This window comes from Pseudomonas sp. BF-RE-22, assembly GCF_019956155.1.
Taxonomy (GTDB): domain Bacteria; phylum Pseudomonadota; class Gammaproteobacteria; order Pseudomonadales; family Pseudomonadaceae; genus Aquipseudomonas; species Aquipseudomonas migulae.
Map to the genome: position 1 here is coordinate 269,718 of NZ_JAHBDD010000011.1, position 13,116 is coordinate 282,833.

Annotated in this window: 11 protein-coding genes; 6 read left to right on the forward strand and 5 right to left on the reverse strand. The window is 56.9% G+C overall.

The genetic code is table 11. The features are described from left to right. Positions 1-5 precede the first annotated feature (5 nt). The 4 genes from tssE to tssA are packed head-to-tail and all read right to left on the reverse strand — an operon-like array spanning position 6 to position 4,020. A complete protein-coding gene (gene tssE, locus KGA82_RS07825; RefSeq protein ID WP_008038101.1) occupies positions 6-413 on the reverse strand; it encodes a type VI secretion system baseplate subunit TssE in 408 nt (135 codons plus the stop codon). Positions 414-426: 13 nt separating this feature from the next. Further along, positions 427-1,902: a type VI secretion system contractile sheath large subunit gene (gene tssC, locus KGA82_RS07830; protein ID WP_008030678.1), complete on the reverse strand. Its 1,476-nt coding sequence runs from the start codon at positions 1,900-1,902 to the stop codon at positions 427-429. 25 nt (positions 1,903-1,927) lie between these two features. Then, on the reverse strand, positions 1,928-2,431 hold the full coding sequence (gene tssB / locus KGA82_RS07835) for a type VI secretion system contractile sheath small subunit (protein WP_008030679.1): 504 nt from the start codon (positions 2,429-2,431) through the stop codon (positions 1,928-1,930). Between the two features lie 32 nt (positions 2,432-2,463). Next, a complete protein-coding gene (gene tssA, locus KGA82_RS07840) occupies positions 2,464-4,020 on the reverse strand; it encodes a type VI secretion system protein TssA (protein WP_008030680.1) in 1,557 nt (518 codons plus the stop codon). 674 nt (positions 4,021-4,694) lie between these two features. Here tssA and KGA82_RS07845 point away from each other — a divergent pair. From KGA82_RS07845 to KGA82_RS07870, 6 genes are all read left to right on the forward strand, one after another. After that, positions 4,695-6,722 carry a type VI secretion system tip protein VgrG gene (locus KGA82_RS07845; RefSeq protein WP_223450071.1) on the forward strand — a complete coding sequence of 676 codons (2,028 nt, stop codon included), beginning with the start codon at positions 4,695-4,697 and terminating at the stop codon, positions 6,720-6,722. Then, entirely contained in the window at positions 6,719-7,567 is an 849-nt protein-coding gene (locus KGA82_RS07850) for a DUF4123 domain-containing protein (protein ID WP_223450072.1), read from the forward strand. The genes KGA82_RS07845 and KGA82_RS07850 overlap by 4 nt, the downstream gene beginning before the upstream one ends. Next, a complete protein-coding gene (locus KGA82_RS07855; protein ID WP_223450073.1) occupies positions 7,564-8,355 on the forward strand; it encodes a hypothetical protein in 792 nt (263 codons plus the stop codon). Before KGA82_RS07850 ends, KGA82_RS07855 begins: the two co-directional genes overlap by 4 nt. Before the next feature lie 41 nt (positions 8,356-8,396). Beyond that, complete coding sequence (locus tag KGA82_RS07860; RefSeq protein WP_223450136.1) at positions 8,397-9,194, forward strand: hypothetical protein; 798 nt, start codon at positions 8,397-8,399, stop codon at positions 9,192-9,194. Next, positions 9,191-11,473, forward strand: a complete 2,283-nt coding sequence (locus KGA82_RS07865; protein WP_223450074.1) for a lipase family protein — start codon at positions 9,191-9,193, stop codon at positions 11,471-11,473. Before KGA82_RS07860 ends, KGA82_RS07865 begins: the two co-directional genes overlap by 4 nt. 402 nt (positions 11,474-11,875) lie before the next feature. Next, on the forward strand, positions 11,876-12,271 hold the full coding sequence (locus KGA82_RS07870; RefSeq protein ID WP_223450075.1) for a DUF6124 family protein: 396 nt from the start codon (positions 11,876-11,878) through the stop codon (positions 12,269-12,271). A gap of 411 nt (positions 12,272-12,682) precedes the next feature. Here KGA82_RS07870 and KGA82_RS07875 read toward each other — a convergent pair whose 3' ends face one another. Then, on the reverse strand, positions 12,683-12,958 hold the full coding sequence (locus KGA82_RS07875) for an HU family DNA-binding protein (protein WP_003213368.1): 276 nt from the start codon (positions 12,956-12,958) through the stop codon (positions 12,683-12,685). Positions 12,959-13,116: the final 158 nt, after the last annotated feature.

Sequence of the window (13,116 nt, forward strand, 5' to 3'; positions counted from 1 at the left end):
TCTCCTTAAGTGACCTTTACTTGACCGCTGCCATCCAGGCGCGCGGCGAAACTGACCTGGCGCTTGAAACCATCAACTTCCAGCAGGCCTTCGATGCTGAAGGACAGACGAAGCTGATCGTTGTCACGCGGCAGGGAGATGACACGCACGTTGCTCAGGCGCGGTTCGTAGGCTTCGATGAAGCTTTCGATGGCCAGGCGGGCCTGACTCAGGGAGTCGTGCAGGCTCAGGCGCATGTCATTGAGATCGGGTAGCCCGTAATCGGACAGCGTTTGCACGCTGCCCGCACGGGTGCTGAGCATCTTGGCCAGATGGGCAGCCACGGACGCCATGGCGGAAACCTCGCGGCTCCAGCCGACGCGTTTGTCCGCGTCGCCACCCAGGCGTTCGAAAAGGCTGCCGTATCCAGTCATGAGTTAGCTCCGCTTACTCTTTGTCCAGCTTGCCAACCAGCGACAGGGTGAAATCGGCACCCATGTACTTGAAGTGCGGGCGCACGTTCAGGCTGACGCGGTACCAGCCAGGCTCGCCTTCGACATCGCTGACGATGATCTGGGCAGCGCGCAGCGGACGACGGCCACGAACTTCGGCGCTCGGGTTTTCCTGGTCGGCCACGTACTGGCGGATCCACTTGTTCAGTTCCAGCTCGAGGTCGGTACGTTCTTTCCACGAACCGAGTTGCTCGCGCTGCAGCACTTTCAAGTAGTGAGCCAGGCGGTTGACGATCATCATGTACGGCAGTTGGGTGCCGAGCTTGTAGTTCAGCTCTGCGGCCTTGCCTTCTGCGCTGATGCCGAAGAACTTCGGCTTCTGCACCGAGCTTGCGGAGAAGAACGCCGCGTTGTCGGAGCCTTTGCGCATGGTCAGGGAGATGAAGCCTTCCTCGGCCAGTTCGTATTCACGACGGTCGCTGACCAATACCTCGGTAGGGATCTTGGTTTCGATTTCGCCCATGCTTTCGAAGTGGTGCAACGGCAGGTCTTCAACCGCGCCACCGCTCTGTGGGCCGATGATGTTCGGGCACCAGCGGAATTTGGCGAAGCTGTCGGTCAGCTTGGTGCCGAACGCGTAGGCGGTGTTGCCCCACAGGTAGTGCTCGTGGCTGTTGGCGACGGTTTCTTTGTACACGAACGATTTGACCGGGTTTTCTTCCGGGTCGTACGGGTTGCGCAGCAGGAAACGCGGCACGGTCAGGCCAATGTAACGGGAGTCTTCCGACTGGCGGAAGCTCTGCCATTTGGCGAATTGCGGGCCTTCGAAGTGATCCTTCAGATCCTTCAGGTCCGGCAGGCCGGTGAAGCTTTCCAGGCCGAAGAATTTCGGGCCGGCGGCGGCAATGAACGGCGCGTGGGACATGCACGCAACGCTGGACACGTACTGCATCAGTTTCACGTCCGGCGAGCTTGGGGACATGAAGTAGTTAGCGATGATCGCGCCTACCGGCTGACCACCGAACTGGCCGTATTCAGCGGTGTAGATGTGCTTGTACAGGCCAGCCTGCATCACTTCCGGCGAATCTTCGAAATCGTCCAACAGGTCTTCTTTGGAGACGTTGAGGATTTCGATCTTGATGTTTTCGCGGAAGTTGGTGCGGTCGACCAGCAACTGCAGGCCACGCCACGACGATTCCAGGGACTGGAAGTCCGGGTGGTGGAGGATCTCGTCCATCTGACGGCTGAGCTTGGCATCGATCTCGGCGATCATGCGGTCAACCATGGCTTTCTTGACCGGCTCGCCGTTGTTCTGCGGCTTGAGCAGCTCTTCGATGAAGGCCGACACACCGCGCTTGGCGATGTCGTAGGCTTCGTCGTCCGGGGTCAGGCGGGTTTCGGCGATGATGCTGTCGAGAATGCTGTATTCGCCGTTCTCGTTACTCTTTTGCTGCGCTGCACTCGTGCTCATGTTGGCTTCCTTGGCTGATGGAGACTCAGACGTCCTGGGCTGCGGCGTTCAGGCCCAGCTCACCCAGTACGCGACCGCGGGATTCGTCGTCGGCGAGAACGCCTTCGATGGCTTTGCGGAACGCAGGCGCGTTACCCAGCGGGCCTTTGAGGGCCACCAGCGCGTCGCGCAGTTCCATCAGTTTTTTCAGCTCAGGCACTTGCTCGACCAGGCTGGCCGGGTTGAAGTCCTTCATCGAGTTGACGCGCAGTTTCACGGCCAGTTCTTCAGTGTCGCTTTCTTCCTGAAGACGGTTCGGTACGCTCAGTGTCAGCTGCAGCTCTTGCTTGGCCAGCACCTCGTCGAAGGTCATCTTGTCGATGCTGATCGGCTTGCGATCTTCGACTTTGCGTTCGTCCTTGCGGTGGGTGTAGTCACCGATTGCCAGTAGTTTCAACGGCAGTTCGATCTCTTCCTGGGCACCACCGGTGGCAGGTTTGAACGTGACGTTGATGCGTTCCTTGGGGGCTACCGAGCCTTCTTTGGCCATGGCTTTTCTCCTTGCGGTTGTGGCCCTGGGGCCTATTCGAGTACCACTTCGAGATCGAGGTGGCACAGCCTGCGATAAATCTCTTCCTTGCGTTCACGTACGGCATGGTTCTGCGGCAACAACTCGCAGCAGCTATGCAGTAAATGCAGCACTTCCAGCGCAAGATCGGGCTCCCAGGCGTGCAGGCCTGAGTCCTGTAATGTTTGGTCGAGGGTTTCGAGTTGGGTCTTGGCCAGTTCGTATTTCTTGGCCATGAAGCACAGCCGCGCGAGGGCGAACTGCCAGAAGAATCTCACGCGCCCGCCGTTGGCGCTTTGCAGGCCCTGCTTGAGGATTTGCACGGCAGCCTTGAGGCCGTCCTTGCGCAGAATCGGCAGGACCTCTTCGAGGGCCAGTTCCCAGGCGGGCTGGGTGTCGGCGACTTCGACTTTGCGCGGCGCACTGGCGCTTTGCAGGTGCGGCATGACGTTGGCGCTGATCCAGGCGCGAGTGGACGGATCGGCGAACGGCGCACCGTCATGGAAGCGCAATTCGACAATGCCGGGCAGGCGCTGAACCAAAAGCGCGAAGTGGATTTCCACTTCGCGCATCGCCATTTCTGCGTTGAGTGCCTGGAGGCATTCCCAGACCATTCGCTGGCCATCGAACCAGAACGGCGCCTTCGCCAGGCTCGCCTCCAGTTCCACCAACAGGTCAGCGTATTTGCCCTGGTCGTAACGGTCCTGATAGGCCTTGAGCTTGTCCGCCGGCAAACCGCGCAGCACGGTGATCTGCTCGGCATTACGTTCGGGGACAGCGTCGATGGGCAACCACAACAGCGTGCGATTGAGGCGCAGGGCGCGCAGGTCGGTAGCTTTCTGCTTGAGCCACCAGGCGCACAACGGCCGGGCGCTTTCTTGCTGCGCGCGCAGGGCTTTGTGGGCTTCTTTCTCGTTGTCGATCGGCGCGCCGGGCGTCAGCAGTTGCGTCGCGACTTGTTTGACCTGAGCCACGGCCGCACCGACCACGCCTGGTTCCGGCTGGTTGTCGGCGGCGCGTTGCACCATGTTTTTCAGACGGCGGGAGATTGGCAGCAGCAACGGCGCGTCGTCACCCAGGTGCTCGGTGCACGCGGCGTCGAGGCCTTCCAGGTGTTCCACCAGACGGCGGAACATCGGCAACTGCTCTTTGATCGCGACGTTTTCGGTCAGCACCTGCTCAAGACGCGGCACCAGCCAACTGATCGCAGCGGAGCGCGTACGTGCCTTGTTCGGGTGGACTTCGGCCCAGTGGCTTTCGCACAGGTAGTGCAGCAAACCGAGGCCCGCGAGCAGGCCTTGGAAGGATTCGCGCTGGTACAGGGCCCAGGTCAGCCAGGCGCCGACGCGCAAATCCTTGGACTGGGTGCGCAGCAGGTTTTCGCTGTTTTCACGGATTTTCAGCCAGTCGATCTGACCGCTTTCGTGCATGGACGAGGCTTTGGCCAGCTCGCTTTCCAGTGACTCATATTCGCTCGAAAAGCGAACATCCTCGCCCGCGAAATTCTCTTTGGAAACAGAGGCTTTTGCGAGATCGAGGTAATGAGCAGAAAGTTTGCTTGAGTAGGACATCCATGGCCTTTAGTTTGGATTACGGTCATACGCTCATTGGAGTTCCAACGGCGTGAGACAGAATCAAAGAGCTGCGAAATGTCTCATCCAATTGAGATCGTGCTCTTTCAAAGTGGGCGCATCGTACTCACGATGATGGCCACTAGCAAGCACCCGATTAAACAATAAGACGAAGCGCGTTTATCACTCGTAGGAGATCTCCCTATATGTAGCAAGGGGATCCCTGATGTCAGTTTAATAATTCAGCGCTCGACCCAACGCCCTGAAACCGTTGAGGTAGAGGCCTCCGCTTCTTTCACCTGAATTAATCGCATATTCATTGCCGATTGCTCCCTTTGGCAGGCGCGCAGCATGCCAAAAACTAAAAAATATAAATGTAGGAGCATTCCGAAATGTTACGGCATCGATGAATAAAGCGACGAGTGACAACTGCCGATAAGAAAAGTGCCATCACTATGATGGCCACTTTGAATTTAAAACAAAGTTCCAAAGTGGAACTTCGGGTATCTGGGAAATATCACACCACTCTTCAAGATCCTTCCTACATCAATACTTTGCATGCCTTGTTAGCGTGCCCGGCATTTTGGCGACTTAATCCGGGCACGTATGGCTCGGTTTCGCCGATTTTTCTTTCAGCTTAAGGACGAGCGACTACGTAGCAAAAGGATAAGCGCATGCTTGCACCGGCCAACGTTGCCCACTTCACCCTCCTGATCCCGACGGTTCACAACGACTTCAAAGTGCTGGCCTTCGAAGGCACGGAAACCATCAGCGCCTTGTATTCGATTCAGGTTGACCTAGTCAGCGAGCATCCGGATTTCGATCTGGAAAGCTTGCTCAACCAACCCGCATTTCTCCAATTCGGCCTCAACGGCGAGGGCATTCATGGCCATATCGAAAATGTGGTTGGGGGCGAATCTGGAAAACGCCTGACCCGCTATCAGCTGACACTGGTCCCCACCCTCTACTACTTAAAGTTCAGCCACAACCAACGGATTTTCCAGAATCTGACCGTGCCACAAATCATCACTCAGGTTCTCCAAAAACATGGCATGCAGACGGATGTGTTTACCTTCCATGTCAGCACCAGCGTCAAGCGCGAGTTTTGCACCCAATATGGGGAAAGTGACTTCGAATTCGTCCAGCGTCTGTGCGCTGAAGACGGTATTGCATGGCATCACCAGCATTCGCCTGAAAGTCATTTGCTGGTGTTCACCGACGACCAGGTCTTTTTACCGACTCTCGGCGCAACCCCCTATCGGCAAGGCGCCGGCATGGTCGCCGAGCATCCGGTCGTCCACCGGTTTGCCATGGGTTTCAGCACCCGCACCAGCACGGTCACACGCCGCGACTATGACCTGGAACGCCCGAGCCTGTTGCTGGAAAGTCGCTTCACCGCAGAATTCACCCCCGAGCTTGAAGACTACCGCTATCCGCTGCCGATGAAGTCTGAGAAACATGGCAAACAGCTCGTCCGCCAAGCACTGGAGCGACACCGCAGCGACTATCAGTTGGTCGTGGGAGCAAGCAATCAGCCGACACTGCGTAGCGGTTACTTGTTCGACCTGACTGAACACCCGCGCTCAACCTGCAACGGCATGTGGTTGCTGGTAAGCCTTCGTCACGAAGGGAAACAACCGCAATCTCTGGAAGAGGCATTCATCAGCGACGCCCCACCCGCGGACGGTTTCACTCAAGGCTACCGCAACAGGTTCAACGCTATTCCGTCAGACGTGCTCTACCGCCCTCCTCTGCCCCCCCGAAAACCTGTGTTGGTCTGCCAGACCGCTCGTGTCACAGGTCCGCCCGGAGAGGAAATTTTTTGCGACGAATACGGCCGGGTTCGCGTCGAAATGCCTTGGGATCGAACAGAACTCAACAGCGAAAAAAGCAGTTGCTGGCTACGAGTTGCGTCTAGCTGGGCAGGCGAGGGATTTGGCGCGGTGACGATCCCGCGCGTCGGGATGGAAGTGGTCGTGACTTTTCAGGAAGGCGATCCGGATCAACCGTTGATCACCGGTTGCGTGGCCAACAAGGTCATGTCCGTCGCGCATCCACTGCCCGAGCACAAAACCAGAACGGTGCTGCGCAGCCAAAGCTCGCCACATAGTGGCGGCTACAACGAACTGGCGATTGAAGACCGCACCGGGCAGGAAAAAATCTACCTGCGCGCACAACGCGACATCGAGCAACTGATCCTCAACGACAGCCACAGCCTGATCAACAACGACCGCTTCGAACAGGTGGACAACAACAGCACCAGCCTGATCAGGGGCAAGGAATTACACACCACCCAAGGCGCGCGCAGCACGGTGATCGGTGGTGACGAGTTGATCACTATCAGCGGCAACAGCAGCACCACGTCCGCGGGTTCGCTGGTGATTCAGGCTGGCCAACAGGCTCATGTCACCGCCACCAACGTAGTGATCGATGCGGGCATGAGCCTGACGCTCACGGCGGGAGGTCACCACATTGTCATCAACGCGGGCGGGATTTTCAGCAGCGTGGCCATCGTCGAGGGCGGTGCGCCACTGGCGGGTATTCAGCCGTTACAGGCGCTACAAGCTCCGGCTCGCACTGCCAATGCCGTTATCGCCAACCCAATGTCCATCGTCGCCAGCGCCCGACAGCAGGCGGCGGACTACTGCCCGCTTTGCGAGGCCTGTCTTGCTGGCCAATGCAGCATCGGAGAAGTCGCATGAATACCCTTGAACAATGGCTGTTCGATCAATCCCGGTCCGCACGGGAACTCTATCTGGTGCTCGACTCAGACGGTCATCTCGACGAGCGCAACGCGTTAACCAAGGAACTGGGCGCCGAGCGGTACCGCAATCTGTATATAGGCACGGCGGCGAATTCAATGGCGCAAGCAGGCCCTGTTCTTTTTCAGGTGGTGACCGTCAAACATCCGGTCATTCAGGCGCTGCTCGATACGCCAGAGTGTCATTGGGGTTGGCTGGCAAGCGCCGCTCTCACGGACCTTGATGCTTTGGTCGCTCACTGGCGCGACCGGCTGGTGGTCGGTGAGCGCCCGAATCTGGCGCTGTATCGCTTCCACGATAATCGCGTACTGGGGCGCGCCCTCAGCTATCTGCAACCGGAGCAGTACGCCGATTATCTGGGGCCGATCGCCAGCGTTTGTTATTGGCACGCCGAGCAATGGACGGTCACGGACAACCCTGACCCCGGCAAACATCCGCTGCCCCTTGAGCCGGCGTGGCTGAAAACCCCGACGCCGGAGATTGTCTACGCGAATGTGCAGTTCGATAACACGCGCCGCTATTTGGTCCGTGAGCACACCGAGGCCCTGGCTCGGCTCGCCGCAGAGCGGAACGTGGATGACTGGTTATGGGGCCTGATTCAACTGGCCCATTTATGGAATTGGCAGCAACCCGAGCAGGTGCATTTTTTGTTGACTCAGTGCTTGAAGGCACCGGGGTACTTGCCGCCCAGGACATGGCAACCGAAGCCGGAAGAGGACTCGGCGGCGCATTTTGAGCGGGTGTATCAGCAAGTGCTCTATTGGCAGGGAGATGCGCCGGTATGAAACGGATCTTTCAAAGCTTGGCCCTCGGGAGTTGCCTTGCCTTGACCGTGGGTTGTTCCGTGTTCGGCAAGTCGGACAGCTTTACCTTCGTCCCCGATTTTCCGCCTGACTTCAAGTACGAGCTGACCGCCACCTATAAGCCCGCCAAAGGGCAGACGTGCACCGTGCCGGGTGGGAAAGGTACTCAGCTTGGATTTAACAAGGTCTACATGGAATACGAAGCGACTTCCGAGATCCCGCTTTACCGAACCGTGAGCGGGTGCCCGTTGGCGTTTAGTCATATGAAGATAAAGATTACGGGCATCTTTGGCCCGGTACTCAGTGACAGAAGCTCTGACTACGCCGCAATTGACGTGCGTTCAGAGCAGTTGGGTCGATACAAAGGCACGTTCAATGCTGCCGGCGTAGGTGAGTTCTCCGGCGAATGCCAATGGTTTTTCCGCACAGTCGGCCCCGAACGCTACCTCATAAAAATCCTTTACTGCAAAAACACTGATGCACAAGGAAACGTCACGAGAATTCGTCCACTTACGACTTACACGCTCGATCAGTTGCCTGGGAAAACCGTAAAGCTGAAGATTTCCTTAAACCATGAAGAGGAGCCCTATAAGGGCGACACATGGGTGAAGGTGCCTGACGGCTGGAAGCGCTGTATGGGGAAAGGTTTCGAAGACCAGCATGCGTTTTGCTACGGCAATCACAAGGATTTCAGCACCTTCAGGATGGTGGATGAACGGATTTGCACCATTTACCCAGGCTGCACGGAAGACAAGGACGAAACCCCATGACGCGTCAAAAAGCTTGGTACTGGCGAGGAGCTGTCCCGCCTCTGAAACGAATCGTTCAAAGCCTGACTTTCGGCAGTTGTCTTTCCTTGACCGTGGGTTGTTCCGCGCTCGGCAAGTCGGACAGCTTTACCTTCGTCCCCGATTTTCCGCCTGACTTCACCTACGACCTTACCGCCACTTACGTACCCGCCAAAGGGCAAACGTGCACCGTGCCGGGCGGGAAAAATACTCAGCTCGGGTTCAACAAGATCTACATGAAATACCACGACACGTCGGAGATCGTGCTGTACCGGACCGTCAGTAATTGCCCGTTGGCGTTGAACCATGTGGAGGTCAAAATCATTGGAGTCATCGGCAGAGATAGCAAACGCAGTTACACCACCTACGAATTTATCTCAATCGCAGTGCGTCATGAGTTGCTTGAGAAATACAAAGGCGTCTTCAACTCCGAAGGCGAAGGTAGTTTTTCCGGACAGTGCCAATGGTTGTTCCGCACAGTTGGCCCCAATCGCTACATCACAAAAATCCTCGACTGCAGGAAAACCGATGCACAAGGCAATGTCATCAGAGGCCGTCCTTTTACGACTTACACGCTGGATCAACTGCCAGGGAAAACCGTAAAGCTGAAGATCAAATTAGCCGATGAGGAAAGACCGGCAATCGGTGACACCTGGATCAACGTGCCCGGTGGGTGGAAGCGATGCATGGGTGACAACTTCGAAGACCAATATGCGTTTTGCTACGGCAATCACAAGGACTTCAGCACATTCAAAATGTTGGATGAGCGGATTTGTACCATTTACCCAGGCTGTACGGAAAACAAAGAGGAAACCCCATGAGCATCGGACCTTTGGCCGCGAGTGATGCGCCATTTATGAGTGGCAATATCCACGCTTGCCCTTTGCGTGGCCATTCAACGAGTTTTCAGTTAGTGGACGAGTCCGGTGATGGCACCCCTTATGCCGGTTTGCCGTACGAGGTTACTGATTACGAGGACACCGTCTATACGGGAAAACTCGATGCCATCGGTGCTGGAAAGGTCAACAACCATTTCTGCGGCCCGATATTGCTTAAGTTAAGTCAGCCATATCAAGGGAGCGAAAAAACATACTCGTTTTTACGCGAAAGACCGAACTACCCCCTCCCCATCACCGAACTACAAGTACGCGCCGAAAAAACCCGCTTTACTGAAAAATCAGGTATGCGCACGTTGGCAAATCCTGCAAAAAATCTCGCTGATCCCAATGCCTATTACCAGGTCGAAGTGAGCGAACTGGTAAAGCACATAGCGCATCTGCCGCCCCTGGCCTCGCGTAGCAACCCACCCAATATGGCGGTGCACACCTTGTTCCGTCAGCCGGCCAAAACCCGAACTTTCACAACACAAAATGCCAGTGCCCCGGAAGTTGGCCTAAGCGCAGCCAAACCAAAAGGCGTCGCCCTTCTACCAAACAAGCATCATGTGCTGGAAGTGCGACCGATGAGGGCGCTGCGGCCCATGTTGTCGACCAGCAACGACTTTTGCGCACTCAACCTCTATCAACTGGCGCTGATGTCGACGTTGAGTTACACCGATTTTGGTCAAGAGCCGAACACCCAGCCCGTAACAACCGACAGCGTGTCATTTCCATTACGGCCCAGCAGCGGCAACTGGTTCGGTCACGCCTTGCCGCAATTTGAAGAGCTATGGCAAGTCGATGGCTCACAGACTGCGAAGTTCTACCCCCTGTATGAAGAGGTGCCTTACTCCAAACGTCTGGAAGTGGTGCCGTTCGATCCGCAATTGTATCCAGAGGCCAACGACCCTGAGTTGGGTGAAGAGCAGGAACACCCGGCGAAGCTGCACTTCCTCGATGATCGCAAACTAGCGGAAAGCTCGGACACTCAGGCCTTTATCAGCCATCACGACGAGTTGATATTGGTTAGTGTCAGGGGAACCAGTGAGAAATTGCCCGACGCCTGGCTTGATGCGGATGCCCACCAAGTACCTTTCGAGGAGGGGGATGGCAAGGTACACAACGGTTTTTATCGGGCTGCCAAAGTAGCCTACCCATTTGTGGTGAAATATCTCGACAAGTTCTTTAGCGGACAAAAAGTGCTGATTACCGGGCACAGTCTGGGCGGGGCGGTGGCGCTGATCTTGTCTGAGATGTTGCGACGCGACAAACGATTTACGCCAGACATCGTGCTCTACACCTACGGCGCCCCCCGCGCCGCCGACTCGACCTTTATCGAAGCTGCAAAACCGCTAAACCACCATCGCATCGTCTTCCACAACGACCCCGTGCCGAGCGTTCCTTCCACCTGGATGAACACGCCGTCCAACCGGGTTCCGGCCTATGCCACTCATGGCGCGGTACTTTCCCTCCACCCGGTTGGCGGTTTGGCGTTCTTCATCGGCGGGATCATCAACTTCACGGGTGACCCCTATGGGCATCACGGCAAGTTACGACACTTCATGCCGGTGGATTTCGGCGATGGACGTCAATCCTCCATTCTCTGGGAACCGGGTTGCAGCACAATCAACGACCATGGCTACGCCGAGGCGCTACGACAGACCAATGGCTTGCCCAAGCGTGGTTCATTCCTGCGGCAGATAATAGACGGCGACCATCACTCGATGGTTGGCAGCTACATTCCCGGCTGCTGGGCCACCCTGCGCCGCTGGCAGGAAGCGCAGGAAAAAAGACGTTCGCGGGTGACCTTGACGGAATTCGACCGGGTCAGCGCCAACCTGGAAAACGTCAAAGGGCAACTGAAAGCATTGAGCACGAAAATCGAAAGGCAGGCTCGCGCTTATTCCAATCCCCATCGAGATGCCCAAGACATCAGGGATCTTGAAAAAGAAGTCGAAAATCTCCGGATGACCCAAGCTCGCCTGGAAGCGCCGCACAAGCACACAGTTACCGTGGCCGATGTTTATGGCAGCCATGCCGACCAGCCCGAGTGGGTGCAAGAAATCCTGCTACGTTGGAGAGCCCATCCGAAAAATACTGCCCACGATCCACTGGCGATGATTCCGTCACCCCCGGAAGACAATGGCGCGGCTATTGCGGCAATTACGGGCGGGCATGCGGTGGGCAAACCCTTCCATTTGGATATTGATTCGATTGTGTAGCGCTTGCCCGAATGAAAAAAAGTGGCAGTGTCTCTGCCACTTAAACACCACTTGACCGAGCTTGTTTAAAAGCCTTGTAAGTTACTTCCTGAGAGCTACAACACCTTGCGTCGTTGCCTACGGCTACGCCAGAATCCGCCGGCTTGTGCGCCTTGGGGGCGGTCGGTAACTTGGTTCGTGTCACTGCTCATCAGTGATCGGGTTTAGTCGCCCGGCTAGTCATCTACGGTTGCACAAGTGTCATCCAGTCAGGTGTTTGCCTGCACTTGATGGTGGCTGTGCGCATGGCGCCCTTGGGCGCGCCGGGTTTTTGGTGACTTTACCGGTCGACTAACTTGCGCACAGCCGCCTCCTTTTCGTTTAGTCGCGAAATGGTCACGGCCCTACTAAAGGAAAGTAACCATGTTCAAGGTCACACCAAACCCACCGGAAACCGATCCGGTTTCCCCATACGAAAGCCCCGACTCAAACAAACTCAACGAAGCCGCCGAACGCGCCCTCGACCATCACTTCCCGCCAACCGAACCCAAACCACCGAAACGCAACGGCCAACTCTTCAGCGTCTGCCCCGGCATCAACACTGAAGCCCTCCTCGCCAACGCCTCGGAAGACCTGCTATCCATCAGCGCCATCGCCGCCGACCTCGCCGACGATGTGGACGGCTCACGCCGCTCCGTAGCCCTGGCGCTCAGCCGCATGGCCGACGGGGTGCACTTGTTGGTGGAGCGGGCGCTGGATCACCTCGATGATCCGGAAATGGCGGCGATTTTCGCCAGGCAACAAAGTCGAACCGGCTGATTCGCCACGCACGTAAACCTGTAGGAGCCGGCTTGCTGGCGATGGCGGTGTGTCAGGCGACATTGATGTTGATTGATCGGGCGCTATCGCCGGCAAGCCGGCTCCTACAGTGATTGTTGTCAGCTCAAAAGATGGGGAGGCCCTTGTCACTGAATTGCTGCGGGGGGAGTGGGGAATTCGCTGGTACATAGGACTGTAGGAGCCAGCTTGCTGGCGATGACGGCGTGTCAGGCAACATTGATGTTGATTGATCCACCGCTATCGCCAGCAAGCCGGCTCCTACAATAGTCTTGTGTTGTCTGATCCGTAGGCGCCCGGCATGAGTCTTGTGGCCATAAAAAATGGGCACCCAACCTGGTTGGCGTGCCCATTTTTTGTTCCGCTCACCCGCTATGCGGGCGTCGGTGCGTGTTACGGATTAACGCTGTCTTTCAACGATTTGCCTGGCTTGAACGCAACGGTGTTGCTGGCCTTGATTTTGACGGGCTCACCGGTTTGCGGGTTTTTGCCGGTGCGTGCGCCGCGGTGGCGTTGCAGGAAGGTGCCGAAGCCGACCAGCGTCACGCTGTCCTTGCGGTGCAGGGCGCCGGTGATTTCTTCGAGAACGGCGTTGAGAACGCGGTTGGCCTGTTCTTTGGTGAGATCTGCTTTTTCCGCGATGGCGGCGGCGAGTTCTGGTTTACGCATTAGTGAAGCCCCTTTGACGGTTTTTTGTTGTTATGTCCGTGCTGTTCTCGTTGGAACAGCGCCCAAAGCGCCGCAGGTGCTCTACTCTGCGGCAGACGGGAGTGAGAATGGCACGCACGGAAGAGCCGCGCCAGTCTCGGCGCGACGTTTGTAGGGGC